This is a genomic window from Rhodopila sp. (assembly GCF_035548095.1).
Classification (GTDB): domain Bacteria; phylum Pseudomonadota; class Alphaproteobacteria; order Acetobacterales; family Acetobacteraceae; genus Rhodopila.
In genome coordinates this window covers 1-25,495 of record NZ_DASZUV010000028.1, presented here as the reverse complement: position 1 = coordinate 25,495, position 25,495 = coordinate 1, and the positions used below count along the sequence as shown (strand labels likewise).

At 69.1% G+C, this 25,495-nt stretch carries 21 protein-coding genes; 7 read left to right on the top strand and 14 right to left on the bottom strand.

Features of this window, described 5'->3' with window-relative positions; translation table 11 throughout:
• Positions 1 to 20 precede the first annotated feature (20 nt).
• The 6 genes from ligD to cnbZ all read right to left on the bottom strand — a co-directional run bounded on the left by ligD (position 21) and on the right by cnbZ (position 6,679).
• A complete protein-coding gene (gene ligD / locus VHC04_RS19415) occupies positions 21 to 2,558 on the bottom strand; it encodes a DNA ligase D (RefSeq protein ID WP_325684386.1) in 2,538 nt (845 codons plus the stop codon).
• A 3-nt stretch (positions 2,559 to 2,561) separates the two neighbouring features.
• Positions 2,562 to 3,605: a Ku protein gene (locus VHC04_RS19410; protein ID WP_325684385.1), complete on the bottom strand. Its 1,044-nt coding sequence runs from the start codon at positions 3,603 to 3,605 to the stop codon at positions 2,562 to 2,564.
• A 228-nt stretch (positions 3,606 to 3,833) separates the two neighbouring features.
• On the bottom strand, positions 3,834 to 4,052 hold the full coding sequence (locus tag VHC04_RS19405) for a hypothetical protein (RefSeq protein ID WP_325684384.1): 219 nt from the start codon (positions 4,050 to 4,052) through the stop codon (positions 3,834 to 3,836).
• A gap of 433 nt (positions 4,053 to 4,485) precedes the next feature.
• Positions 4,486 to 5,475 carry a c-type cytochrome gene (locus tag VHC04_RS19400; protein ID WP_325684383.1) on the bottom strand — a complete coding sequence of 330 codons (990 nt, stop codon included), beginning with the start codon at positions 5,473 to 5,475 and terminating at the stop codon, positions 4,486 to 4,488.
• A gap of 455 nt (positions 5,476 to 5,930) precedes the next feature.
• Complete coding sequence (locus VHC04_RS19395) at positions 5,931 to 6,140, bottom strand: hypothetical protein (protein ID WP_325684382.1); 210 nt, start codon at positions 6,138 to 6,140, stop codon at positions 5,931 to 5,933.
• On the bottom strand, positions 6,137 to 6,679 hold the full coding sequence (gene cnbZ / locus VHC04_RS19390; RefSeq protein WP_325684381.1) for a 2-amino-5-chloromuconate deaminase CnbZ: 543 nt from the start codon (positions 6,677 to 6,679) through the stop codon (positions 6,137 to 6,139). The genes VHC04_RS19395 and cnbZ overlap by 4 nt, the downstream gene beginning before the upstream one ends.
• 88 nt (positions 6,680 to 6,767) lie before the next feature.
• Here cnbZ and VHC04_RS19385 point away from each other — a divergent pair, with 88 nt between their 5' ends.
• Entirely contained in the window at positions 6,768 to 7,337 is a 570-nt protein-coding gene (locus VHC04_RS19385; RefSeq protein WP_325684380.1) for a hypothetical protein, read from the top strand.
• A gap of 27 nt (positions 7,338 to 7,364) precedes the next feature.
• On the opposite strand, the gene VHC04_RS19380 is transcribed toward VHC04_RS19385, so the two are convergent.
• From VHC04_RS19380 to recG, 4 genes are all read right to left on the bottom strand, one after another.
• On the bottom strand, positions 7,365 to 8,624 hold the full coding sequence (locus VHC04_RS19380) for a cation:proton antiporter (protein ID WP_325684379.1): 1,260 nt from the start codon (positions 8,622 to 8,624) through the stop codon (positions 7,365 to 7,367).
• Positions 8,625 to 8,717: 93 nt separating this feature from the next.
• Complete coding sequence (locus VHC04_RS19375) at positions 8,718 to 9,740, bottom strand: isopenicillin N synthase family dioxygenase (RefSeq protein ID WP_325684378.1); 1,023 nt, start codon at positions 9,738 to 9,740, stop codon at positions 8,718 to 8,720.
• A gap of 368 nt (positions 9,741 to 10,108) precedes the next feature.
• The gene (locus VHC04_RS19370) at positions 10,109 to 10,345 is read right to left on the bottom strand and encodes a hypothetical protein (protein ID WP_325684377.1); all 237 of its coding nucleotides are present in this window, start codon (positions 10,343 to 10,345) and stop codon (positions 10,109 to 10,111) included.
• A gap of 368 nt (positions 10,346 to 10,713) precedes the next feature.
• Positions 10,714 to 12,783, bottom strand: coding sequence for an ATP-dependent DNA helicase RecG (gene recG / locus VHC04_RS19365; RefSeq protein ID WP_325684376.1), 2,070 nt, complete (start codon positions 12,781 to 12,783; stop codon positions 10,714 to 10,716).
• Between the two features lie 29 nt (positions 12,784 to 12,812).
• On the opposite strand from recG, the gene VHC04_RS19360 reads away from it, so the two are divergent.
• The 5 genes from VHC04_RS19360 to VHC04_RS19340 all read left to right on the top strand — a co-directional run bounded on the left by VHC04_RS19360 (position 12,813) and on the right by VHC04_RS19340 (position 18,950).
• Positions 12,813 to 13,088, top strand: a complete 276-nt coding sequence (locus VHC04_RS19360) for a succinate dehydrogenase assembly factor 2 (RefSeq protein ID WP_325684374.1) — start codon at positions 12,813 to 12,815, stop codon at positions 13,086 to 13,088.
• A complete protein-coding gene (gene mfd / locus VHC04_RS19355; protein ID WP_325684371.1) occupies positions 13,081 to 16,542 on the top strand; it encodes a transcription-repair coupling factor in 3,462 nt (1,153 codons plus the stop codon). Before VHC04_RS19360 ends, mfd begins: the two co-directional genes overlap by 8 nt.
• On the top strand, positions 16,539 to 17,294 hold the full coding sequence (locus VHC04_RS19350; RefSeq protein ID WP_325684369.1) for a hypothetical protein: 756 nt from the start codon (positions 16,539 to 16,541) through the stop codon (positions 17,292 to 17,294). The genes mfd and VHC04_RS19350 overlap by 4 nt, the downstream gene beginning before the upstream one ends.
• Before the next feature lie 42 nt (positions 17,295 to 17,336).
• A complete protein-coding gene (locus tag VHC04_RS19345) occupies positions 17,337 to 17,708 on the top strand; it encodes a nuclear transport factor 2 family protein (RefSeq protein WP_325684367.1) in 372 nt (123 codons plus the stop codon).
• Between the two features lie 99 nt (positions 17,709 to 17,807).
• A complete protein-coding gene (locus VHC04_RS19340) occupies positions 17,808 to 18,950 on the top strand; it encodes an epoxide hydrolase family protein (protein ID WP_325684365.1) in 1,143 nt (380 codons plus the stop codon).
• A 194-nt stretch (positions 18,951 to 19,144) separates the two neighbouring features.
• Here the strand turns inward: VHC04_RS19340 and VHC04_RS19335 are convergent, their stop codons facing one another.
• The 3 genes from VHC04_RS19335 to bla all read right to left on the bottom strand — a co-directional run bounded on the left by VHC04_RS19335 (position 19,145) and on the right by bla (position 22,407).
• A complete protein-coding gene (locus VHC04_RS19335) occupies positions 19,145 to 20,329 on the bottom strand; it encodes an acetyl-CoA C-acyltransferase family protein (protein ID WP_325684363.1) in 1,185 nt (394 codons plus the stop codon).
• A gap of 163 nt (positions 20,330 to 20,492) precedes the next feature.
• Positions 20,493 to 21,629, bottom strand: coding sequence for an acyltransferase family protein (locus VHC04_RS19330; protein WP_325684361.1), 1,137 nt, complete (start codon positions 21,627 to 21,629; stop codon positions 20,493 to 20,495).
• Between the two features lie 7 nt (positions 21,630 to 21,636).
• Complete coding sequence (gene bla, locus VHC04_RS19325; protein WP_325684359.1) at positions 21,637 to 22,407, bottom strand: class A beta-lactamase; 771 nt, start codon at positions 22,405 to 22,407, stop codon at positions 21,637 to 21,639.
• Between the two features lie 308 nt (positions 22,408 to 22,715).
• On the opposite strand from bla, the gene VHC04_RS19320 reads away from it, so the two are divergent.
• Positions 22,716 to 23,921 carry an amidohydrolase family protein gene (locus VHC04_RS19320; protein ID WP_325684357.1) on the top strand — a complete coding sequence of 402 codons (1,206 nt, stop codon included), beginning with the start codon at positions 22,716 to 22,718 and terminating at the stop codon, positions 23,919 to 23,921.
• A gap of 310 nt (positions 23,922 to 24,231) precedes the next feature.
• Here VHC04_RS19320 and VHC04_RS19315 read toward each other — a convergent pair.
• On the bottom strand, positions 24,232 to 25,495 hold a 1,264-nt coding region (locus tag VHC04_RS19315; protein ID WP_325684355.1), incomplete at its 5' end, for an ABC transporter substrate-binding protein.

Here is a 25,495-nt window from a genome sequence, read left to right as displayed (position 1 = left end):
GGCGGCGATGCCGCGAGACCTCATCGCGCCGCCCTCCGGCGGCTGCCCGCGGGCCCCTTGCGCGTCGCCCCCTTGCGTGCCGCGTCTGCCGGCAGGGGCGCTTCCGCCTGTCGAAACGAACCCCAAGGGTCGTCCGCGCGATGCGCCAGAAACGCGGGCGCGTTGCTGACGGTGAACGTGTTCGCCGCGGTCAGCGTGGCCAGGTCGTCCCACGCCACCGGCATGGACACCGGCGCGCCGGCGCGGGCGCGCGTCGAATACGGCGCCACCGCGGTGGCGCCGCGGGCATTGCGCAGATAGTCCACCAGGATGCGCCCGCGTCGTTTCGCCTTGGTGATCGTGGACACGAACCGCTCCGGGCTGTCCGCCGCCATCGCATCGGCGATCGCCTTGCAGAACCGCTTCGCCGCCTCCCAGTCCGCCTCGGGACGCAGCGGTGCCACCACGTGCAGCCCCTTGCCGCCGGAACTCTTCACGAACGATGCCAGCCCCGCCTGAAGCAGGCGGTCCCGGACTTCCAGCGCCGCCTCGGGCAGGCGCGGCCAAGGGACGTCCTCACCGGGATCAAGGTCGAAGATCAGCATATCCGGCTGCTCCAGCGCGGCCAGCGTGCTGCCCCAGGGGTGGATCTCCAGCACTCCCGACTGCACCAGCGCGATCAAGCCGTCCAGGTCGTCGATCGTCAGGATCGGCTCGTCCTCGGCCGGATCGGGGCGCGGATGGATATACGGATTCAGGCCCTTCCAGGCATGCTTCTGAAAGAAGCACTGGCCGCCGACACCGTCCGGACAGCGCAGCAGCGCCAGCGGCCGGCCGACGATGAAGGGGGCGATGCAGCGCCACACATCGGCATAGTAGTCGGCCAGGCCCTGCTTGGTGATGCCGGCCTCGGGCCAGTACAGCCGATCCGGATGGGTCAGCGCCACGCGCGGCTTCGGCGCCGTCTCGGGCGCATCCATCGGCTCCTCCCACACCACCTGCTCGGCCGGCTTGTCCTCCCGCAGGCCCCGGAACGCCGCATGCCGCAGGTTGCGGTCGGCGGTCCAGCCGCGAAATTCCACTTCGGCGACCAGGTCCGGCGCCACATAGCGGACCTGGCGGGCGGCGTCGGCGCTCAGCGGCGCGGCAAACGGGCTGGCCTTGATCCGCAGCGGTGCCAGCCGGCGATACAGCGCCGCCGCCATGGGGGCGGTGAAGCCGGTGCCGACGCGCCCGACATGCACCAGGCGGCCGTCATCGAAATAGCCCAGCACCAGCGACCCGATCGCCTTGTCGGAGACCGAGGACGGCACGAAACCGGCAATCACGAATTCCTGCCGGGCCTGGCATTTCGATTTCCGCCAATCCTTGCCGCGCCCGGAACGGTAGGGTGCGTCCTGGCGCTTGGAGACGATGCCCTCCAGCCCCAGCCGGCAGGCATGCCGCCGGATCAGGTCGCCGTCCTGCAGGAAATGCGCGGAGAACCGCAGCACCGGCGGCGCGCCGGTCAACAATGCCTCCAGCGCCGCCTTCCGATCGACCAGGCGGGCGCCGCGCAGGTCGGCGCCATCCAGGTACAGCAGGTCGAACGCATAGAAGATGAGGCGGTCCGTGCGCCCCTCACTGAGATCGGCCTGCAACGCGGAGAAATCCGACGCGCCGCTCGCCGCTTCCACCACCACCTCGCCGTCGATCAGCGCCGACCGGGCAGGCAGCGACCGGAGCGCCTCGGCGATCGCGCGGCCGAACTTCCGCGTCCAGTCCAGCCCGCCGCGGGTCAGCAGCGAGACCGTTCCGTTCTCGATGCGGGCCTGCAGCCGGTATCCGTCGAACTTGATCTCGTGCAGCCACGCCTTGCCCGCTGGCGGCTTCGCGGTCAGCGTCGCCAGCTCGGGCGCCACGAAATCCGGCAATCCCGCCTTTCGGGCACCCTTCACCACCGCCGGCGCGGTCTTCCCGGCGTCGGGCTTGTCGATCTTGCCGGTCCTCGACGACCAGCCCGGCGCTTCCCCCGCGACGTCGTCGATGCCGCGCCCGGTCTTCACCGAATTGGGACTGGCATCCAGAATATCGGGGCCGTCGCGCCGAGCGGCGTCGTCGTCACCCTTGATCAGCAGCCAGTTGTCACGCCTGTCACGCGGCTTGCGCGCCATGCGGACCAGATGCCAGCGCCCGCGCAGCTTCTCGCCCAGCAGCTCGAAGTCGAGATGTCCCTTGGCAAGGCCCCTGTGCGCATCGCCGATCGGCTGCCACGTGCCGCGGTCCCAGACGATCACCGTGCCGCCGCCATATTCTCCCTGCGGAATGGTGCCCTCGAAATCACCGTATTCCAGGGGGTGATCCTCGACCTCCACCGCCAGCCGCCGTTCCCCCGGCACCAGGCTCGGTCCCTTGGCGACGGCCCAGCTTTTCAGCACGCCGTCCAGCTCCAGGCGGAAATCGTAGTGCAGCCGGCGGGCGTCATGCTTCTGCACGACAAAGCTGCGACCCGGCGCTGTCGCCTTGCGCCCGCCGGCTTCGCCCCGAGGCTCGGGCGTCGCGCGGAAATCGCGCTTCTTCCGATAGGTGTCCAGCGCCACCGCTCAGCCCGCCTTGCGCTTCCGCGGCGCCGCGGATGCCGAGGCGGCCGGTTTCCGCGCGGCCGGCTTGGGCGCCGGCCGGGAGGCGGCTTTGCCGATGCCCGCTTTGCCAATGCCCGCCTTGCCAATGCCCGCCTTGCCGGTGCTCGTTGCGGCGTGGCCCGCCTTGGCGGCCGTTTTGGCTCGGCGCTTCGCTCCGGCGGCCTCCGTTCCGGCAGCGGCATGGTCGTCGCCCCGGTCGGCGGCACCGCCGGCGGTACCGCTGGTGGTACCACTGGCGGCCGCGCTCTGGCGCAGCGCCGCCATCAGGTCGATCACCTTCCCCGGCCGCGCCGGCGCGCGCCTGGGCAGCGGCTTGCCCTGCTGCTTCGCCTTCACCAGCTCGGCCAGCGCGGCCTCATACCGGTCATGCACGGCGGCGGCGTCGAACCGGCCGCGTTTCGTTTCGATGATGTGGCGGGCGAGGTCCAGCATCTCCCCCTGCACCGGGATGTCGGGGATATCGGCAAACGCTTCCCGGGCGGAACGGACCTCGTAGTCGAACTGCAGGGTGGTGGCGATCAGGCCGGCATCGTGCGCCCGGATCAGCACCGTGCGCACCCGGCGGAACAGCACGGTGCGCGCCAGGGCGACCACGTTGCTCTTGCGCATCCCGTCGCGGATCAGCCCGTACGCCTCCCGGCCCACCGGGTCGGAGGGTGTCAGGTAATAGGGGCGGTCGAGATAGACGTCGTCGACCTCGGCGCAGGGGATGAAGGCTTCCACCGTCAGCGTCTTGTCGCTGTCCGGCACGGCGGCGGCGATCTCGGACGGCTCCAGCGTGATGAACTCGTCGGGGCCCGTCTGGTAACCCTTCACCTGATCGGCGGCGTCAACGGGTTCGCCGGTTTCCTCATCGACGAAGCGGCGCTGGACGCGGTGGCCGGTGGCGCGGTTCAGCGTGCGGAAGGTGATGGTGTCGGCGCTGGAGACCGCGGCGTACAGCGCCACCGGGCAGCGCAGGTCCACCAGCTTGAGGAACCCCTTCCAGCTCGCCCGAGCCGCCACCGGTCCGCTCCGTCGTTATGGTTGCCAGCGTTATGGTTGCCAGCCGCTATGCCATTCCCCGCCGTCGCGGCGGTCACCCTCCACCGTCCCGCCGGCGCGGCGGTCAGCGTCCATCGTCAAGGCGGCGTCCCGCCACGGGTCGACTCTCCCCGCCGGCACGACGGATGGGGCCGCCATGCCGGCCGGCACGACATGTACACTTCGGGAGGGAAGGCCGCGACGGCAAGATCACGGCTTGGTCTCTGTCGGTGATTCAGGCGGCTCCGGCGTTTCAGGCACCTCGTCCTCCCAGTAATGCGCGGTTTCGGCGGCATGGCGATCCGAGGTCGGATGGCCGGTCGGCCGCGCCTCGACCTCGCGGACATGGGAGGGCCGGTCCGGCCCCTCGCTGGCCTGGCGCTGGGATAGCGGCTTGTCGTCGGCTTTCGTGTCGGATGCCTTGGACACCGATGCTCTCCGATCCGTGGCGGCCCCCGGGGCGGCCCCCGGGGCGGCCCCCGTGGCGGCTGGTGTGCCGGCTTTCGCGTCCTGGGGCCGGGCGGGGGCCTGGGGCGTGCGCCGCGGCGGCGTATTGAGCAGGGTCATCTGATTGCTCCGTCTGGTCGCGGGTTAGGCAACGGCAAGCAGAACAGGCGGCCCCCGGGATCGGTTCCGGCGCGGCGGCATCACTGTTGATGGAGGCGTTGATGGAGGCGGCTCCGCGCGGAGGGGCGGGGCCGGGAAACGCAAATGGCCGGCGTGCGGCCGGCCATTGGGTCAGGTGTTCCACTCGATCGGGCAATCCCGGCCGGTACCCGGGTGGCCCAGACACCGCGTCGACCGGTCATTGGCCTCGACCGGACGCCGCGGCGGCCGGTCACGCGCGGCCGCCGCGTTCGGGTTACTTCGCCGGCAGCGGCTCCGGGTTCGGGGACAGCGACCGCAGATAGGCAATGACATCCGCGCGCTGCTTGGCGTTCGACATGCCGACGAAGGTCATGCGGGTGCCCGGCGCGTAGGACGCCGGCTTCGTCAGCCACTTGTCCAGCTCCTCGTAGGTCCATTTGCCCTGGTGCGCCTTCAACGCCGTGGAGAAGCTGAAGTCCTTGCCCTGGGCGATCGGCTCACCGACGACACCATACAGGTTCGGGCCGATGCCGTTCTTGCCGCCCTGGTTGAAGGTATGGCAGGCGTTGCAGCCCTGCTTCTTGACCATCGCCTCACCGGCCGCCGGGTCCGCGGTGGCCAGCAGGGTATCGATCGATTCGGCCGCCGCCGGGGCCGCGGCGGATTTCTCACCGGCCGGCGGGGTGGCGGGCGCCGCCTTCGGCGGGTTCAGCTCCTCGGCGGTCGGGGTCGGGCGCGGTTCCGGGGTCTTCGCCAGGGTGCGCAGGTAGTCGATGATATCGGCCCGCTCCTGCTCGTTCTTCACGCCGACGAAGGTCATCTTGGTGCCCTGGGCGAACGCGGCCGGCTTGGTCAGCCAGTGGTTCAGCGCATCGAACGTCCAGTTGCCGCCCTTGCTGGCCAGCGCGTTGGAGAAGGTGAAGTCCTTGCCCTTGCCGATCGGCTCGCCCACGACGCCATACAGGTTCGGACCGATGCCGTTCTTCCCGCCGTCATTGAAGGTGTGGCAGGCGACGCAGCCTTCCTTCTTCACCGCCGCCTCGCCGCGCGCCGGATCGGCCTTGGCCAGCAGCACGGCGATCGGTGTTTCCGGCGCGGCGGGGGCACCGCCGGCTGGCGCTTCCTGCGGCGTCTCGATGGCGATGGCGACCTTCTCAGGATACAGGTTGCGCACGAGGTTGGTGCCGATGAAGCCGCTGAGAAAGAAGACGATGCCGGCGACGAGCACCGCCGCGACTGTCTTGTTCAGTTCCAATGAATCCATGCCGCCGAGACTCCGGTCCTTTGGGACGTGGTTCTACGGACATCCCCGGAGTGAGCGCCTTGACATTCGCTTCTTCGGGGACGCACCCGTCCTTGCCGGGTGGGATACTTGATAGCGGCCGGTTCGGCTAGTGTCCCAGGCCGGATTTTTCGTCGGATCGATGCCGATCCGCAGCGGGTGACGGAGCCGCAAGGACGCCCGCCAGGACACTGATTCCATGGCTTGTTTATCCGGCCCCGCCACCGCGTCGCCACGCCGCGGCGGAAACCGTCCCCCGGTCCGCCGGCTCGCCGGTGTTTCGCTGGCCGGTGTTGTCACCGCGCGACACCTCGCCATGCAGGTCGCACATGGCCGGCCGGCGCGGCCCCGCCGGAACCGTGCCGGGCGGGCGCCGGCAGGTGGTCGCGCCACGGCAGGTTCAGCCGTGCGGCGCCGGTGGACGCTCAGGTGGACGCTCAGGCCTGCAGCACCCGCTCGGTCGCCACGGCGCGGCAGTCCATCTCGTATTCCAAGCCCAGCACCGGCGGGCGGCAATAGTGCCAGGTGATGCCGTGGCGGGCGGCGCCGCGCGCGGCGATTTCCGTGGCCAGGAAGGGATGGATGTCGTGCACCGTGTAGACCTGCACGCCGGTCGCGGTGTCCCAGCCGCCCCCCAGGTCGGTCATCCGCCGTTCCATCGCGCCGAGGACGAAGCGCGCCTTTTCGGCCATCGCGTCCGCCGAGGTCTCGCCATGACGCACCGTCTTCTCGCTGTCGGGCCGGTGCTTTCGCGCGCCTCTCCGCTGCCGGCGCAGACGAAGCTGCGTGGTGCCGCGTCCGCCGGCCGCACCAGGCAGAAGGCATGGAAGCTGGGCACCGCCGGCGCGCCGAGCTCCGGGCAGACATTGCTGCGGGCGACCGGGTTGCGGTCGTTTTCAACGATGCCCCAGCGTTCCAGGGTGCCGACATAGTGCCGGTTGAACGCGACGAACCCGGCATCGGTGAACTGCCCCGGCGAGCGCAGCTCGCAGGCGCAGAACGCCGTCAGCGGCAGCCCTTCCGCCGCCAGGTATGCCTCGATCCGGCGGAACCCGTCGGCCAGCGGCACCGGGTCGGTGAAGCGCACCCGCTCGATCGCATGGCCGGGCAGCGCGGCCACACCGGCGGAATATTGGAACGGGCCCGGGATGTATCGGTAGCCCTGCCGCTCGATCGTGTTGCTCATGTGCCGGTTTCTCCGTAAGGATTCCGTTCATTATCAATCCAGACGCGGAGCCGTCCTGCCAAGGGGCCATCCGCCGGAAGGCAGCAAGATGAACCGTTCCGCGATCCGGCGCGCCAGCGCAGCCGGCCTGCTGGTCCTGCTGGGTGCCTGCACGTCGGGGCCGCCGAACAGCGTGGACATGCTGAATCTGCGGCTGCAGACGACAATGAGCACCGAAATCGCCGGGAACATCGCCACGCTGCAGCCGCTGCCGGATGGCGCGGTGGTGACGCTGGCGGACGGCGCGGTGCTGCCCGGGCATGAGGCGGCGATGGACAACCGGGTGCGCGATCCCCGCGCCAGCGTCGTCATGGGCCTGCTGGACCCGTCGCTGATGCGCCTGTCGGTCAGCGATACCGGCTCCGGCACGCAGTACGACCGGCAGCAGCGGGTGGCGAATTTCATCAGCTACCTGGAGGAATACCGGCTGGGTCCGACGTTGACGACGCCGGACGGCACGCCGGTGACGTCGGCCATGGCAATGAGCCAGGACATGACGGCCGGCACGGCGCCGGTGGCGACGCCGCCCGGCCTGTCGGTGACCATCCGGGTGGTGTGCCCGGAGCGGACCAGCTGGCCGGGATATGGCCAGGGACAGTCGCTGCCCGCCTGCCGGTGAGCCGCCGGCCCCGCCCGGCGTGACCGGCTACGCTTCGCGATAGAGGCGGCGCAGCGCCCATGGCATCGACAGGCCCTGGGCGAAGACGGTGAACAGCACGACCGCGAGGCAGATCGCCAGCAGCTCGCCGCGCCAGGGCGTCGCGGGTGTTGCCAGCACCATCGCGATGGAGACGCCGCCCCGCATGCCCGCCCAGGTCAGCACCGCGACCCGGCGGGCGCGCACCGTCCAGCCGCCGCCCAGGAAGGCGACCGGGATGGCGGTGCTGACCAGGCGTGCCAGCACGGCCAGCGGGATGGCGCACAGCACCGGCAGCCAGGCGATCTGGCGGAACGCGATCTCCACCGCCTGCAACCCGATCAGCAGGAACAGCAGCGCGTTCAGCAGTTCATGCAGCAGCAGCCAGAAGGTGACGACGTGCGGGTGGCCGTGCCGGTGGGGATCCTGCGTCCGGCCCTGGTCGTTCCGCGCGCCGCCGCCGAAGGCCAGGCCGGCGGCGACAACGGCGATCGGGCCGGACACCTCGATCAAGTCCGCCACGCGGTAGCTGACCAGCACGACCGCCAGGGTCACGATCAGCACCAGCCCGTCATCCCTGACCGCGCGCACCGCGCGGCGCGCGAGCAGGCCCAGCGCCAGGCCCAGCAAGGCGCCCCCGCCGCCCGCCTTGGCGATCGCCAGGACGACCCGGCCATGGCCGAACAGGCCGCGCTCGCCGGCCGCGAGGTGCAGCATGATGACGAACATCACGATGCCGGCGCCGTCGTTCAGCAGGCTTTCCCCGGCGATGGCGCCGCGCAGGGAGGCCGGCATGCGGACCCGCCGCAGCAGGTCGTCCACCACCACCGCGTCGGTGGGCGCCAGGATGGCGCCGATCACCAGGCACCAGCGCAGCGGCATCTCGTAGCCCACCAGCAGGCAGGCGCCGTACAGGCCGACACCGAACAGGACGGTGGAGAGTATGACGCTGGCGGTCGCCAGCAGGAAGATGATCCGCTTGTTCTCCGCCAGCTCCGACAGGCTGACCTGGAAGGTCGCGGCGAACAGCAGCAGGCCCAGGATGCCTTCCAGGAACAGGTCCGGCAGGTCGAACCGGGCGAAGGCGCCGCGGAGCCAGTCCGCGGCGGCGCCCCCGGTCAGCGGATCGGCGGCGAGGACGGCGGCGGCGAGCAGCAATGAGCCGCCGAGCAGGCCGATCGCCGGGGGCAGGCGGACGAACAGGCGGTTCAGCCAGCCGATGGCCGCCACGGCGACCAGCATCATGGCCAGGAAGTCGAACGGACTCACGCCGGCGGCCCCGGCGATCGACCGGCGGCCGATGCCACCGCCGGCATGGTCAGCGGCGCGGCCCCGGCGATCGACCGGCGGCGGGCCGCCGCCTCATGCCCCCGCCGCCGGCTGCCGGGTTCCCTGCACGGCGGCGGCATAGTTCTGGTTACGGAACCAGGTCATGTATTCGGGATAGGTGATCGGATCGTATTTCGGCTTTTCGTCCGTCCCGAGGCAGGTGGGCACGCACGCCATCCGCCAGTCATAGCTGCAATCCATGAAGAACGGGATGGCGTAGCGTTCGCGGCCGGATCGGTTGATGACCCGGTGCGGCGTCGCCAGGAACCGGTCATTGGTCCAGCGCCGCAGCAGGTCGCCGCCGTTCACCAGGATGCTGCCGGGCAGCGCCGGCGCGTCGATCCACCGCCCGTTCGGCAACCGGATCGACAGCCCGGGCACGTCGTTCTGCGCCAGCATCGTCATGAAGCTGGTGTCCGAATGCGGCGCCAGGCCGAACTCGTTGTCCTCCACGACGTCCTGCCTTGGATAGTGCGACAGCCGCAGCGTGTACATCGGCTGGGCGAAGGCGGCGTCGAACCAGTCCGGCGCCAGGCCCAGCGCGCTGGCATAGAGCGGCAGCAGCGACTTCCCCAATGCCTCCATCGCGTCGCAATACGCGAGCGTCGCGGCGCGGAAGCCCGGCACGTTCTCCGGCCAGCGGTTGGGCGCCCTGAACGGTGCCAGCGGCGCCGAGGCGGTGATTTCGCGCTTGATGAAGAACGCCTCCACCAGGTTCGGCCGATTATTGGCATTGAGCTGGGAGTGGCGGGTGACGGAGCCGCGGAAGGGCAGGTAGCCGATATTGTGCTCGTTGATCCGCAGCGCGAGCTTGGCCTCCTCGGGCTGCGCGTGGAAATCCGCGGCAGCCTGGAAGGTGGCGGCGATCAGCGAGGCGGGGACGCCGTGGTTGACGACGAAGTAGAAGCCGACATCCTCCAGCGCGTGGCGGAACGCACCGGTGAGCGCGGCCAGGGCGCCCGGGTCGCCGGCGCGGAGGCGGCCGATGTCGAGAACCGGGATCTCCTCCGGCGCATCATGGCGGATCGGCGCGAGTGACGGTGCATAGACGGTCATGGCGGGTCCTGATGCTGACGCGTGGAATCGGGACCCGATCCGGGGGCGGAGTCAAGCGCGGCGTGGCGGCGCGAGCGCGTCAGGTGGTTGCCGGTGTGTCATGATCGCGGCGACGGCGGCCGCTGGCGGCCGGTGCGGCGGGCCTGCCGCCGGCTTCGGCTCCCCACCCGGATGGTACCGGTGGCGGAACGCAGCACCGCGGCGCGGCCGGCGCGTGGCAGGGGCGCAAAAAACCGCCACATCCGATGCGGGATGTGGCGGGCCGCCTCTGCCGGCTCATGGCCAGGCCCGCCCCATGGAAGGCCGTCCCAAAGGCCGCCAAGGAACAGGCGTCCGGCCTGGCGCAAGACCGCCAGGCCGTTCGTTCATCAGTAGCGCGGCGGCGTGGTCACGGCACCGCCGACGGCGCCGACGCCGCCGCCGATCAGGGCACCGGCCGCCGCGCCGCGGCCACCACCGGCCAGGCCGCCGATCGCGGCGCCGGTGCCGGCACCGATCAGGCCGCCGCCGAGGGCACGCTGGCCAGGATCATAGGGATCGGTGCAGGCAGCCAGGCCGGCCATCAAACCGGTCAGCAGAACAACGCGCGTCACGAACTTACCCATAATCGGAACCCTTCTCCTTCCGCGAAAGCGAAACTCACATAAGCATCTCGTGCGATGTGCTTATGTTATTTCGATGGCAGCATTATGGTATCCGCCGCCGCTTCACAATCGGGCGAGGCAACCGCCCATGGCCCGTAGCCCATAGCCCGCTGACCGCTGCCCACCGCCGATGCCCGTTCGGACCGTGATGAAGCCTGGCGGCTGCAACGTCGTGGCGGGCGGATCGGGACAGGCGGCCGCGGGACCGATGCGCGCCAGACGGCGCGCCAGACGCGGGCGGCGAATCGCGGTGCGTTTGAAACCTTTCTCCCGCATCCGGTCACCGCATCCGGCGGCGCCGTCAGGCAACACCGGATCATCGGCCAGGCTCAGCCCGCCGCCAGGGTGCGCATGGCCGCCGTGCGCTCGAACAGGCGCAACAGCCAACGGACCGCCTGGCCGCGCTCGCTCTCCAGCCTCGGGTCGCGCGACAGCAGGACGGCGGCATCGCGATGCGCCATGTGCAGGAGGTGCTCGTGTTCCATCGGATCGGCCAGGCGATAGCCCGGCAGCCCCGCCTGCCGCGTGCCCAGCGCGTCGCCGGCGCCGCGCAGGCGGAAATCCTCATCGGCAATCACGAAGCCGTCATCGGTGTCGCGCAGCAGGGTCAGCCGCCGCCGCGCGGTGTCATTCACGAAATCTTCATGCAGCAACAGGCAGAAACTGGCCTCGGTGCCGCGTCCGACCCGGCCGCGCAACTGGTGCAGCTGCGCGAGGCCAAAACGTTCCGCATGTTCGATGACCATCACCGTGGCCCGCGGCACGTCCACGCCGACCTCCACTACCGTCGTCGCCACCAGCAGCCGCGTATCGCCGCGCGCGAAGCCGGCCAGGGCGGCGTCGCGAAGCTCGGCCGCCTGCTGGCCATGCGCCAGGCCGACACGGTCGCCGAACCGGCGGCGCAGATCGGCATAGCGGTCCTCGGCGGCGGCGACATCCAGCGCCTCGCTCTCCGCCACCAGCGGACACACCCAATAGACCTGCGCGCCTTCGTCCAGCTTGCGGGCGATCCCGTCCAGCACCGTCGCCATGCTGCCCAGCGCGTGCAGCGTGGTGCGGATCGGCTGGCGGCCGGCCGGCTTGTCGGTCAGGCGGCTGACCTCCATCTCGCCCCACTGCGTCAGCAGCAGGGTGCGCGGGATCGGCGTGGCGGTCATCACCAGCACGTCCGTGTGCTCGCCCTTGGTGCCCAGGGTCAGGCGCTGATTGACGCCGAACCGGTGCTGCTCGTCGATGACGGCCAGCGCGAGGTCCCGGTATTCCACGGCATCCTGGAACAGCGCATGGGTGCCGACGACCAGCTGGATCGTCCCGTCCCTGATGCCGCGCAGCAGGCGGGCGCGCTCCTTGCCCTTGATGGAGCCGGTCAGCAGCGCGACCGGACGCGGGCACAGGCGGGACAGGGTGCGGTGGTGCTGCTTGGCCAGCACTTCGGTGGGTGCCATCAGTGCCGCCTGCTTGCCGGCCTCCACCGCCCGCAGCATCGCCAGCGCCGCCACCAGCGTCTTGCCGGACCCGACATCCCCCTGCAGCAGCCGCAGCATCCGCCGGTCGGAGGACAGGTCGGCGTCGATCTCCCGCAACGCCGCCTCCTGCGAGCGGGTCAGGCGGTGGCCGAAACGGCGCAGCGCCTCCGCCCGCAGCACGGCACGGTCCGCCAGCGCATGGCCCTGGCGCTGGCGCACCCGGCCGCGGATCAGGCCCAGCGCCACCTGGCCGGCCAGCAGTTCGTCATAGGCCAGGCGCGCGCGGGGGGCCGGGCCGGGCGCCTTGTCGGGGGGTGCCTGCACGGCGCGCAGGGCATCGGCGAAGGGCGGCCAATGCTCCCGCCGCAGCAGCGCGGCGTCGTGCCACTCCGGGAGGCCGGGCACCAGGGCGAGTGCCTGCGCCAGGCCGGCCGCGATCTGCCGCGGCCACAGCCCGGCGGTCATGGGCCAGACCGGCTCCACCAGCGGAATCCGCTCCGCCTGGTCGGCCGGCACCAGGTGGTCCGGGTGCGGCATGGTCAGCCGGCCGTTGAACAGGTCGAGCTTGCCGGACACCAGCAGGCGGGTGCCGGGCGGCGTCTGCGCCTCCCGCGTGAACCGGAAGAACACCAGCTCGGCCGTCCCGGTGTCGTCCCGCACGACGATGCGCCAGGGCTGGCGGGACGTGGCCGGGCGTTCGTGCCGCACCACCTCCACCGCCAGGGTCGCGACCGATCCGGGCCGGGCGGCGCGGATGGTCGGACGGGCGGAGCGGTCCAGGTAGGATTCGGGCAGATGGAACAGCAGGTCGATCACCCGTTCGCCGCCCGCCACCTTGGCGATCAGGCCGGCGACGGCCGGTCCTATGCCACGCAGGCTGGTCAGGGGCGCGAAAAGCGGCGCAAGCAGGTCGGTGGGCGGTGCTGACAGCATGATACCGCGCCGCTATATGACCTTTATCGATGCCTGAACCAGATCAAGCTCAGCCGGACACGCGCCGCCGGCGTATTTTGTTTCGCGCGACGCATCGGGGGACGTACGAGAACGACCTGATGATCGGGGGATTCGTGCGCGCCAACCTGGGCGCCTTCACGGAAGCCGACCTCGACGCGATGGAAGCGGTGCTGGAACTGCCGGACGCGCCGCTGGCCGACTGGCTGACCGGCCGCGCGCCGATCCCGCCCGAGGAAGACACGCCGATGCTGCGCCGTATCCGGGATTCGCTGGTTCATGAGTGAACCGGTCAAGGTTTGGGGCGCCCCGGAAGGCTGGGACGCGTTCCTGCTGGCGCGGCGGCGGCGCGAGCATGCCGGCAGCGTGCTGCACGTCACCCGTGACGACGCCCGCATGGCGCGCCTGGCCGAGGCGCTGTCCTTCGTGATGCCGGAAGCCGAGGTGCTGCGCTTCCCCGCCTGGGACTGCCTGCCCTACGACCGCGTGTCGCCGAACCCGGCGATCCTCTCGGAGCGAATCGCCACGCTGGCCCGGCTGCTGGAGCCATCCCGGAAGCCGCGCATCGTGCTGACCACGGTGAACGCGCTGGTGCAGCGTATCCCGCCGCGTGCCGCCTTCGCCGGCGCCAGCACGACCCTGACGGTGAACGGCACCGTGCAGCCCGAGACCCTGGCGGCGTTCCTGGAGGCCAATGGCTACGGCCGGGCCGGGACGGTGATGGAGCCGGGCGAGTATGCGATGCGCGGCGGGATCATCGATATTTTCCCCGCCGGCGAATCGGAGCCGGTGCGGCTGGACCTGTTCGGCGACACGATCGAATCGATCCGCGCCTTCGACCCGTCCAGCCAGCGCAGCGCCGGAAGGCGGTCGGCGCTGTCGCTGCGGCCGGTCTCGGAAGTGCCGCTGGGCAAGGAGTCGATCGCCCGCTTCCGCTCCGGATGGCGGGAGCTGTTCGGTCAGGACGCGGCCAAGGACCCGATCTACCTGTCGGTCTCGGACGGCCGGCGCCATCCGGGCATGGAGCACTGGGTGCCGCTGTTCCATCCGACGATGGAAAACCTGCTGGACTATCTGCCCGACGCCGCCGTCTCCCTCGACCACCAGGCCGATGAGGTCCTGGAGGCTCGGCTGGAGATGATCGCCGACCATTTCCAGGCGCGGAAGGGCGTGCCCCGCGATGGCGAGGTGCCGTATCGGCCGCTGCCGCCGTCGATGCTGTACCTGGACCGCGCCGGCTGGGATGAGATGCTGTCCTTCGGCCCGCTGCTGGCCTTCACGCCCTTCGTCCGCCCGGATGGAGCGGGCGGCGTCGACGGTGGCGGCCGGCCGGGTCCGGTCTTCGCCCAATCCGGCGGGCTAGGTTCGGCCGGCGGCCCCGGCATCACCGTGTTCGACCAGCTGCGCGCCCAGGCGGAGCGGTGGGCCGCCGAGGGCCGGCGGCTGGTGATTGCCGCCTGGACCCGCGGCTCCCGAGCCCGGCTGGCCAACCTGCTGGGCGAGCACGGGTTCCAGGACGTGGCGCAGGAGGATGACTGGGCCACGATCCGCCGCAAGCCGGCGGGCGCGATCTCCCTGATCGTGCTGGGGGTGGAACGCGGCTTCGTCGCGGAGCGTCTGGCGCTGGTGGGTGAGCAGGACCTGCTGGGCGAGCGCATCTCCCGCCCGCCGCGCCGGCGCAAGCGGGCCGACCAGTTCATCGCCGAGGCGACCGAGATCGCCGAGGGCGACCTGGTGGTGCACCAGGAATACGGCATCGGCCGCTATGACGGGCTGGCGACGTTGCAGGTGTCCGGCGCGCCGCATGACTGCCTGCGGCTGATCTACGACGGCGACGAGAAGCTGTTCCTGCCGGTGGAGAATATCGAGGTGCTGTCGCGCTACGGCAGCGAGCACCAGGGCACCGCGCTGGACAAGCTGGGCGGCACCGCCTGGCAGAACCGCAAGGCGCGGATGAAGCAGCGCATCCGCGACATGGCCGGCGCGCTGATCCGCATCGCCGCCGAACGCAAGGTGCGCGACGCCGAAATGATGACGCCGGCGGAAGGCAGCTGGGACGAGTTCTGCGCCCGCTTCCCGTTCGCCGAGACCGACGACCAGGCCCGCGCCATCGCGGACGTGCTGGAAGACCTGGCTTCCGGCCGGCCGATGGACCGGCTGATCTGCGGCGATGTCGGCTTCGGCAAGACCGAGGTCGCGCTGCGCGCCGCCTTCGTCGCCGCCATGTCGGGATCCCAGGTGGCGGTCGTGGTGCCGACCACGCTGTTGTCGCGGCAGCATTTCCGCACCTTCTCGGCCCGCTTCGCCGGGCTGCCGGTCAAGGTGGCGCAGCTGTCCCGCATGGTGACCGCCAAGGAAGCCGCCGAGGTGAAGCGCGGCATCGCCTCCGGCGAGGTCAACATCGTCGTCGGCACCCATGCGCTGCTGGCCAAGGGCGTGGAGTTCGCCGATCTGGGCCTGCTGGTGATCGATGAGGAGCAGCATTTCGGCGTATCGCACAAGGAACGGCTGAAGGCGCTGAAGGCCGATGTGCACGTGCTGACGCTGACCGCGACGCCGATCCCGCGCACCCTGCAGCTCGCGCTGACCGGCGTGCGGGAGATGTCGATCATCTCCACCCCGCCGGTGGACCGGCTGGCGGTGCGCACCTTCATCATGCCGTTCGACCACGTGGTGATCCGCGAGGCGCTGCAGCGGGAGCGGTTCCGCGGCGGCCAGGTGTTCTGCGTGGTGCCGCGGATCGAGGACCTGGCCCGCATGGCCGACCGGCTGCGGGAAATCGTCCCCGAGGCGCGCACGGTGCAGGCGCATGGCAGGCTGGCGCCGACGGAGCTGGAACGGGTGATGACCGAGTTCAGCGACGGCAAGCACGACATCCTGCTGTCGACCAACATCGTCGAATCCGGCCTGGACATGCCGGCGGTCAATACGCTGGTGATCCATCGCGCCGACATGTTCGGCCTCGGCCAGCTGTATCAGCTGCGGGGCCGGGTCGGCCGCGGCAAGCAGCGCGGCTATGCCTACCTGACCTGGCCGCCGAGCCACCGGCTGTCCGCTGCGGCCGAGAAACGGCTGACCGTGATGCAGACGCTGGACGCGCTGGGCGCCGGATTCACGCTGGCCTCGCACGACCTGGACATCCGCGGCGCCGGCAACCTGCTGGGCGACGAGCAGTCCGGCCACATCAAGGAAGTCGGGATCGAGCTGTACCAGCAGATGCTGGAGGACGCGGTGGCGGACCTGCGCGTCGGCCAGGGCAAGCGCGCCGGGCAGGAGCGGGACTGGACGCCGAACATCTCCCTGGGCCTGCCGGTGCTGATCCCGGAAACCTATGTCGCCGACCTGCCGGTGCGGCTGGGCCTGTATCGCCGCATCGGCGCGCTGGCCTCGGATGCCGAGACCGATGCCATGGCGGCGGAGCTGGTGGACCGGTTCGGTCCGCTGCCCGAGGAGGTCGACAACCTGCTGGGCGTGGTGGCGCTGAAGCGCGCCTGCCGGGAGGCCGGGGTGGAGAAACTGGAGGCCGGGCCGAAAGGCATGGTGGTCAGCTTCCGCGGCAACGCCTTCAGCAACCCGGCCGGGCTGGTGCGCTGGCTGTCCAGCAAGGGCGGCATGGTGCGGCTGCGGCCCGATCACAAGCTGGCGATCTCCCGCGACATGGATGTCAAGGCGCGGCTGAAATTCGCCCGCGACACGCTGGGCGCGCTGGACCACATCGCGCGGCAGGCCAAGGCCGCATGAGGCGGCGGACGCTGCTGGGCGGCGCCCCGGTCGGCTTATCGGTCGGCTTATCGGTCGGCTTATCCATCGGCGGCGCGCCGATCACCGCGATCCTCGGCCTGACGCCACGGCCCGCCCGGGCGGAGCGCCGCTTGCTCAATCTGGTCCTGGACGGCGACCTGGCCGGAATGGAGCCGCTGCCCAGGGAAGGCCGCGGCCTCGCCGAGGCGATCCGGCTGGCGGTCGACATGCCGGTCCGCTGGAACAATACCGGTGGCACCGGGCGGCAGATGCTGCAATGCCTGCTGACGTTCCGGCAAAGCGTGGCGCCGCTGGTGGATGCGGGCGCCAGGGCCAACATCGTCCTGCTGCACGCCGGAGCCGCCGACATCCAGCAAGGCCGCGACCCGCGGCATGTCTATGCCGCCTTCAGCGACTACGCCGACGCCGCGCATAGGGGAGGCTGGAAGGTCATTGCGATCACCGCGCCGCCGTTGCCGGGGATGTCGGCCGGCGTACGCGCCGGGCTGACCGCGTATAACCGGCGCCTGCGCGCCAATGCGGCGCGCGCGGACGCGGTGGTGGACCTGGCCGGCACATCCCGGCCCACGGCGGAGGAGGACGATCCCGCCGGCCGGTTCGACCCGGATGGCCCGTCGCCGGATGGGGCAGGCGAGGCATATGCCGACGGCGCGCCGTCCGAGGACGCCGGTCCGGCACCGCTGGCGCCGCTGCTGATCCCGGCCATCCGCCGCCTCGGTTCGACAGGCTGACGGTGCGGCGATAGGCTGGCCGGGCCAAGGAGGAAACCGGCCATGACAAGCAACGCACAGACCGTGATCGACCTGGACCGCCAGCGCATGGCGGCGATGGGCGCGAAGGATATCGCCACGCTCAACCGGCTGATCGGCGACGACCTGATCTATGTGCACTCCTCGGCGCGCCTGGATACCAAGCAGAGCCTGATCGGCGCAATGGAGTCGGGCGCGACGGTCTATTCCGCCGTCGAGCCATCCGGCGTGGTGGCGCAGGATCTTGGAAGCACCGTCGTGCTGACGGGCGAGGCGGCGATCAGCGTGACCTCGCGCGGCAATGCGATGTCGTTCCGGGTCCGTTTCGTCGATGTCTGGACGCGGCGCAACGGCGCCTGGCAGATGGTGACCTGGCAGAGCACGAAGCTGGGCTGACCGCCCGGCGGAGCCGGGCCGGGCCGTCGACCCGGCGCGCGGGCTTGACCGGGTGGCGGCAGGCGGCAAGGTGGCGGACCAACGAACAGGAGGTCCGTCATGGCACCGGCGCCGCGACCATTCCAGCTATCGGTCCCCGATGCGCAGATCGCCGATCTGAAGGAAAGACTGGCCCGGACACGCTTTCCCGACCAGGCCCCGGACGGGCCCTGGGCCTACGGCACCGACCTGGATTACATGAAGGAGCTGGTGCCGTATTGGCGCGGCAAGTTCAATTGGCGGCTGCAGGAAGCGGCGCTGAACGCGTTCCCGCAATTCAAGGTGCCGCTGCACGGCATCGACGTGCATTTCCTGCACGTCCCCGGCAAGGGTCCGGCGCCGAAGCCGCTGTTGCTGATGCATGGCTGGCCCGGATCGGTATTCGAGTTCCTGGACATCATTCCGCGCCTGACCGATCCGGCCAGCTTCGGCGGTGATCCGGCCGATGCGTTCACCGTGGTGGCGCCCTCGCTGCCCGGCTTCGGCCTGTCTTTCTCGCCGAACCAGAAACGATTCAATATCGAGCAGATGGCGGACTGCCTGGCCGCGCTGATGACCGACGTGCTGGGCTACGACCGGTTCTGTGCCCAGGGCGGCGATTACGGCGCTTTCGTCTCCTCCCGCCTCGGCTACGCGCATGCGCAACGGATGATCGGCATCCATGTCAACCTGCTGACCATCCAGCGCGACCGCCCGCCGCCGGCCACGCCGACCGAGGAGGAGGCCCGCTATTTCCAGGAGCTGAGCGCCTGGCTGAAGGAGGAGACGGGCTATCAGTGGATCCAGGGCACGCGGCCGCAGACGCTGGCTTACGGGCTGACCGACTCGCCGGCCGGACTGGCCGCCTGGATCGCGGAAAAGTTCCGCGTGTGGACCGATCCGCGCTCCATCGTCAACCGCGACCATATGCTGGCGAATATTTCCCTCTACTGGTTCATCGGCGCCATCAACTCATCCTTCTGGCCCTATTATGCTCGGATGCACGCCGGCTGGCCGATCCCGGCCGAGGCGACGATCGACGTGCCGATGGGCTATTGCGCCTTCCCGCACGAGATCATCCGTCCGCCGCGATCGATCGCGCAGAAGACCTATACGAACATCCAGCGCTGGACGTCGATGGCCCAGGGCGGCCACTTCGCGGCGATGGAACAGCCGGACGCGCTGGCGGAGGAGGTACGGGTGTTCTTCCGCCCGCTGCGGTGAATGGGTGGTGCATCTGGCGGACCGTATGGACGGTATGCCATGCGGTGCGTGGGTGCCGGGCCTTCGCCCGGCATGACGAGATTGGCCCTACGCGCCCAACCCCGCCGCTGCCCGAGCTCTCGGTGTCCCGCGGGTCAACGCGGTCCGCCGGTGAATGAGGCCCCGCCGGTCCGTGGGGCCCGCCGGTCCGTGAGTCAGTGCACGCGTTCGAAGATCGCGGCGATGCCCTGGCCGCCGCCGATGCACATCGTCACTAGTGCGTAACGGCCATCGATCCGCGCCAGCTCATACAGCGCCTTCACCGTCAGCATCGCCCCGGTGGCACCCACCGGATGGCCCAGCGAGATGCCGGAGCCGTTCGGGTTCACCTTCCCGGGGTCGAAGCCCAGATCCTTGGCCACCGCACAGGCCTGGGCGGCGAAGGCCTCGTTCGATTCGATGACGTCCATGTCAGCCAGGCTCAGCCCGGCGCGTTGCAGCGCCTTGCGGCTGGCCGGCACCGGGCCGATGCCCATCACCTTGGGATCGACGCCGGCATGGGCATAGGCGACCAGCCGGCCCATCGGCTTCACGCCGCGCTTCGCCACCGTGTCGCCGTCCATCAGCACCACCGACGCGGCGCCGTCATTGATCCCCGAGGCATTGCCGGCGGTCACCGTGCCGTCCTTGCGGAATACCGGACGCAGCTTGGCCAGGTCGGCGGCGTTGACGTCGGGGCGGACATGCTCATCGGTGTCGAATACCACCTCGCCCTTCCGGGTCTTCTGCACGATCGGCAGGATCTGTGTCTTGAAGCGGCCTTCCTTGATCGCGCGGGCGGCGCGCTGGTGGGAGGTGATGGCCAGTTCATCCTGCTGCTGGCGGGTGATCTGGTGGCTTTCGGCCAGGTTCTCGGCCGTCTCGCCCATATGGATGTTGTGGAACGGGTCGTGCAGCGCCGCCGTCATCATGTCGATCATGGCGCTGTCGCCCATCCGGACGCCCCAGCGCATGCCCTGGGCGAGGTAGGCGGCGCGGCTCATGCTTTCCGCCCCGCCGGCGACGGCGATATCGGCGTCGCCCAGCGTGACCGCCTGCGCGGCCGACACCACCGCCTGCAGGCCCGACCCGCACAGCCGGTTCAGGGTCAGCGCAGGCGCGTCCTGCGACACGCCCGCGTTCACGGCGGCAACGCGGGACAGGTACATGTCCTTCGCCTCGGTATGGATGACATTGCCGAACACCACGTGGCCGACCTCGGCGCCGTCGACCTGGGCCCGGGACAGCGCCTCCTTCACCACGCGGGCGCCAAGCTCGGTGGGCGGAACGTCCTTCAGGCTGCCGCCGAAATCGCCGATCGCGGTGCGGACGCCGGAGACGATGTAGACCTCGCGTTGCATGGCCGTGCCCTCTTGATCTGAATTGCGCGGCAACGGATGGCACGCGGTCGGGGCGGACGCAAGCGCGCCATCGGCTGACCCGGGCGCGACGGGCCGTGCCCAACAGCAAGGCCGGCAAGCGCCAGGCGAGCCGGATTCAGCTTTCCGTCAGGCAGCTTGTCCGTCAGGCAGCTTGATTGACGCCCTGGCGCTCGAGGAGCCATCGAAGGGTGCGGTTCAACGGCTCTGCATACAGTCGCGTGAGGGCCGCGCTCAATGCCGCTGACAGCGTCAGGAACGCGATCAAAAGCAGCAATTTCTCATCTCCGATGACGACGTTTGGCGGGAAGATGGTGCGTGCCGCCCCGAGTACTATGAGATGAAACAGGTAAAGTTCATAACTCAGCCTGCCGAACCAGACCACGATACTCAAGATGCGACTGTGTTCGAGGATAGAGCCCGCCGGGCGATTATGTGCCCCCCACAACAGCACCGCGGTGGCAAGGGCCATCGCCGACACGCCGAGCACGTTTGTTTGCGCAATCGGCCGCCAGAGATAGATAAACGCCATAGCGACAATGACGCACGCTTGGAGGATTGTTGCTGCAATCCCTCGCAGGTGAAGGCGTGGTGCGAGCAACGCTGTGCAGCAACCAATGGCAATGCCATCGAAGCACGCGAAATAAGCGTAGAGGAAGCCGCCTTCATCTCCCTGATGGGTGAAGCGGTATAGAGGGCCGACGATGATAATCACGGCCCAGAAAGCCAGCAGGCGTGCCTCCCTCTGGAGGACGAGGCAGAGAATTGGAAAAGACAGATAAAAAACTTCCTCGACTGATAAAGACCACAGTACGCCGAGGGGATAGTTGACCCAACCATGCGCGCTGATCAGCACATTCATCCAGAAGGCCAGCGACGCCAGATTAACGACCCAAAATGAAACCACCGTTCCAGTCGGCGCGTGATTCTGGAAGATCGGCACGCCTGCCACCGCGAGTAAATTGACAATGAGGAGCAGCAACAGCAGGCATGGCAGGATGCGCGCGATGCGTAATCCATAAAAGGACCGCGCGTTGATGCGGGCGAGTCCGACCCAGCGGCGATCGGCGTTCGACGTGATCAAATAACCCGAGATGACGAAAAACATCGTCACCCCATAGTTGCCATTGCGCGCCAGCGCGCGGACCGCATCCCAGCCAAATACCATAGAAAGGGTGGTGTCATTCATATGATACGCGATGTTGAAATGATGGAACAACACAAGAAGGATCGACACGCCCCGGATCAAATCGATCCGCGGGTTGCGAAGGCCAATGCTCATAGTGGGATCAGCCCGCGGCCCAGCTGGCGAACACAGCGCCGACCTCACGAATGACCGCTTCACGGTCCGCCGTGCTCGTCTTCGGCGCATCGTAATATGTTGCTACAAGCAGGGGAGCACGATCCGGCGGCCGGACGATCGCATAGTCGTTCGATTCCTCATAGACGTTTTCCCCTGGCCGATCCCCGACCGCCCATCCCTCCGGCAGGGTTGCCCGAATGCGTCGCGCACCCGGCTTGCACGCTGCCATCCCGGCTTCAAGCCGTGCCCGTGATTCAGGCTTCAGGATGTTGCCCAGGAGTATCTTGCGCGCTGACCCGACGATCGCACGCGGCGACGTGGTGTCGCGTGAGCCATCATACTGATTTGAGCCGGGTTCGTAGCGATCCGAACGAGTCACCATGTCTCCCATGCCGCGCAGGAACGCCGTGAGGCCGGCTGGCCCGCCCGCGCTTCGCATCAACAAAATCGCGGCGGTGTTGTCACTGTATTCGAGGGTCGCCCGGGCCAAATCGCCCACCGACATCATCCCTTTTCCGACATTCGCTTTCGTGATGGGGGACGTGAAGATCAAGTCGGCCGCGGCATAGGAAATCATTCGAGACATATCTTCCTGGCCTGCATCCACCCTGGCGTAGATCAGGGCGGCGAGAAGCCCCTTGAAGGTGCTGCACATCAGGAAGCGCTCATCGGCGCGATGAGCGAGGGTTCGGTCCGACCCGGTATCAACCGCGAAGACGCCAAGGCGCCCCCCGTGGCGCCGCTCGATGTCCGCCATGCGGGAGTCTGATGCGGCGAGGAGCGGCGTCGGGCCGCCGATGCCAAATACGATGGGCAGTGCGACGGTGAGGCTACGACGCGATAGATGAGGGGGCATGGAAGCTTCCCACCAGGTTGAATTTGCCCGATTATCTTATTGGAAAAGCGGCCAAAAGATGGTTTGCGACCACGGGAGAGCGTTCCGACGTACAGCCACGTCGACATAGCAACAGAGCGCGCGGCTTGCGCGTGCCGTTTGCCTCTTTGGCCATTGCACCCCGATATGCCACACTGCTACCGGTGAGTAGCTGCACAAGGGAGGAAGGTATGAACGAAATCCCCATCAACGCCCCGAATCTGTGGCGGCTGGAGACCCCCGGCCATTCCGGCTGGGAACGCACGGCGCATGCCGGCGACCCGAAAAAATACTTCATGGTCTCGACCGACAGCCACGCCAATGAGCCGCCGGACCTGTGGGAAACCCGCATCGAGGCGAAATACCGTGAGCGCGTGCCGCGCATCATCACCGACGAGAAGGGCGTGCAATGGCGCTATTGCGAGGGCTATCGCCCCGACCGCGTCCGGGTGATGAGCTTCGAGGGTGAGGACTGGGTCCGCTCCAAGGCCGGTGCCGACGTGCAGGACCGCATCCGCGACAACCGCGCCGACGGGATAGACGTGGAGATCATCTTCCCGAACAAGGGCCTGGCGATGTGGGCCACGCCGGACCCGGTGTTCGCCAACGCGCAGTGCCGGGTGTGGAACGACTGGGCGTGGGAGCAGTTCGGCGGCTATCCGGACTCCATGCTGCCGGTCGCCTCGATCGCCACCGGCGACCTGGACAGCGCGATGGCGGAGATCGAGCGGGTGGCGAAGATCGGCTTCCGCGCCTTGTCCCTGCCGTGCAAGCCGGTCTGGGGCGCGCATGACGTGGATCACGTGAACTACAACCTGCCGCATTTCGATCCGATGTGGCGGCTGATCGAGGAGGCGGACCTGCCGATCACCTTCCACGTCTCGACCGGGCGCGACCCGCGGGCGGCCCGCGGCAATGGCGGGGCGGTGATCAATTACGTGACGCATTCGTTGTCGCCGACGATCGAGCCGGTGGCGAATCTGTGCGCCTCGGGCGTGCTGGAGCGGTTCAAGGGGCTGCGCTTCGCGACGATCGAGGCCGGGATCGGCTGGGTCGCCTGGCTGCTGGAGGCGATGGATGAGGCGTATCGGAAGCACCACATGTGGGTGCGGCCGAAGCTGCAGGGCCTGCCGAGCGATTATTACAAGGCGCACGGGCTGTCGACGTTCCAGGAGGATCCGGTGGGGCTGCACCACGCGGAACGGTTCGGGCTGATGGATAATTTTGCCTGGGCGAATGACTATCCGCATCATGAGGGGACGTGGCCGCACTCGGCCGAGGCGATCGAGCGGACGATGCCGGAACTGAACGACGTGCAGCGGGCGAAGGTGCTGGGTCTGAATGCCGCCCGGTTCTTCAGGCTGACGGTGCCGGCGCATCAGCAGATCGCGGCGTAAGGGGGTGGAGGCGGTCACGTGGGACGTGGCCGCCTCTCCGCCGCCTGTCTTCGGTGGCGGTTGTGGTTGCGAACCGGCGTGGCCGTCATCATCCTCACGCAGCGCGTGCGCATGCTGTGCGCGGCAGATGCTCGGCGACGGAAGCGCGTCGGGCCCGCCGGCGGAACGGCGGCCATGTCCGGGCGTTGAACCAATACTGTTTTAGTACTTTCTGAAAACGGACGGCGGCGTTCCCGCTGCTCCGGAGGCATGACGGGATCGCCCGCGCAACGGCAGGGGATCCACCCCCGCCGCCGCGGCCGGCCGCACCTCAGCTCTTCACCAGCGGACAGCCCCCTTCGTTCAACGGCCGGAACGCTTCCTCGGCCGGCGTTACCGCGATGATGTTCGCCACATCCCAGGACTGCTTGCTCTCCGACGGTTTCTTCGCCTGCAGCAGATACACCGGATGCAGCGCTCGGCCGTCCTCGCGGATGCGGCCGGGACCGAAACAGTCATCGTCCGTCGGCATCGCCTTCATCCGGTCCACCACGGCCTTGCCGTCGGCCTTGGCCGCCGCCACGCCCATGTCGTTCACCGCCTTCAGATAGTGCAGCGTCACCGCGTAGTCGCCCGCCTGGGTCATGTTCGGCCACACCCCGTTCGGCGTCTTGGTGCGGACACGCTCATTCCAGGCCCGCGTGCGATCGTTCGCGTTCCAGTAGTACGACTCGCTCCACCGTAGCCCCTGCGCCGTGTCCAGCCCCAGCGCGCGCACGCCGCGCACCTGGATCAGCAGCGCGGCGATCTGCATGTTCTGCGCCACGCCGAATTCGTGCGCCTGCTTGATGCAGTTCTCGGTATCCGCGCCGGCCATGCACAGGCCCAGCACCTTCGCACCCGAGGCCTGCGCGCGCACCAGCATGCTGGAGAAATCGGTGGTCTCGGGGAACGGATAGGCGATGCTGCCCAGCACCTTGCCGCCGGCCTTGGTGATCACCTCGGTCGTGTCGCGCTGCAGGGTCTGGCCGAACACGTAGTCGGCGGTGATGAAGAACCAGCTGTCGCCGCCGCTTTTCACGGTCGCCCCGCCGGTCGATCTGCCCAGCATGTAGGTGTCGTACGTCCAGTGCACCGTGTTCGGGCTGCACTGCTTGCCGGTCAGGTCGGAGGATCCGGTGCCGGAATTCAGATAGACCTTGTTCTTCTCCCGGCACACCGTGTTCACCGCCAGCCCGACCGAGGAGGTCGGCACATCGACGATCGCGTCCACCCCGTCGCGGTCGAGCCATTGCCGGGCGATGGACACGCCGACATCCGGCTTGTTCTGGTGGTCGGCCGAAATGATCTCGACGTTCCAGCCCTTGCCGGAGATGCCGAAATCCTCCAGCGCCTGCTTCGCGCAAACCACGCCGGTGGGGCCGCCATCGTCGCGATAGGGGCCGGACTGGTCGTTCAGCACGCCGATCTTGATGGTGGGGGTCTGCGCATGGCCGAAGCGCGGCAGCGCCGTGGCCGCGCCGGCAACGAGGAGGGAGCGCCGTCTCAGAAGCATCTGTTCATCCTTGGAATTGAAGCGGCGCCGGTCAGGGTTT

Coding starts and splice junctions, on each gene's coding strand:
- VHC04_RS19400 (WP_325684383.1), bottom strand. CDS start 5,475: ATGGATTCATTGGAACTGAACAAGACAGTCGCGGCGGTGCTCGTCGCC.
- VHC04_RS19395 (WP_325684382.1), bottom strand. CDS start 6,140: ATGACCGACCTGGGGGGCGGCTGGGACACCGCGACCGGCGTGCAGGTC.
- cnbZ (WP_325684381.1), bottom strand. CDS start 6,679: ATGAGCAACACGATCGAGCGGCAGGGCTACCGATACATCCCGGGCCCG.
- VHC04_RS19385 (WP_325684380.1), top strand. CDS start 6,768: ATGAACCGTTCCGCGATCCGGCGCGCCAGCGCAGCCGGCCTGCTGGTC.
- VHC04_RS19375 (WP_325684378.1), bottom strand. CDS start 9,740: ATGACCGTCTATGCACCGTCACTCGCGCCGATCCGCCATGATGCGCCG.
- VHC04_RS19370 (WP_325684377.1), bottom strand. CDS start 10,345: ATGGGTAAGTTCGTGACGCGCGTTGTTCTGCTGACCGGTTTGATGGCC.
- recG (WP_325684376.1), bottom strand. CDS start 12,783: ATGCTGTCAGCACCGCCCACCGACCTGCTTGCGCCGCTTTTCGCGCCC.
- VHC04_RS19360 (WP_325684374.1), top strand. CDS start 12,813: ATGCCTGAACCAGATCAAGCTCAGCCGGACACGCGCCGCCGGCGTATT.
- mfd (WP_325684371.1), top strand. CDS start 13,081: ATGAGTGAACCGGTCAAGGTTTGGGGCGCCCCGGAAGGCTGGGACGCG.
- VHC04_RS19350 (WP_325684369.1), top strand. CDS start 16,539: ATGAGGCGGCGGACGCTGCTGGGCGGCGCCCCGGTCGGCTTATCGGTC.
- VHC04_RS19345 (WP_325684367.1), top strand. CDS start 17,337: ATGACAAGCAACGCACAGACCGTGATCGACCTGGACCGCCAGCGCATG.
- VHC04_RS19340 (WP_325684365.1), top strand. CDS start 17,808: ATGGCACCGGCGCCGCGACCATTCCAGCTATCGGTCCCCGATGCGCAG.
- VHC04_RS19335 (WP_325684363.1), bottom strand. CDS start 20,329: ATGCAACGCGAGGTCTACATCGTCTCCGGCGTCCGCACCGCGATCGGC.
- VHC04_RS19330 (WP_325684361.1), bottom strand. CDS start 21,629: ATGAGCATTGGCCTTCGCAACCCGCGGATCGATTTGATCCGGGGCGTG.
- bla (WP_325684359.1), bottom strand. CDS start 22,407: ATGGCGGACATCGAGCGGCGCCACGGGGGGCGCCTTGGCGTCTTCGCG.
- VHC04_RS19320 (WP_325684357.1), top strand. CDS start 22,716: ATGAACGAAATCCCCATCAACGCCCCGAATCTGTGGCGGCTGGAGACC.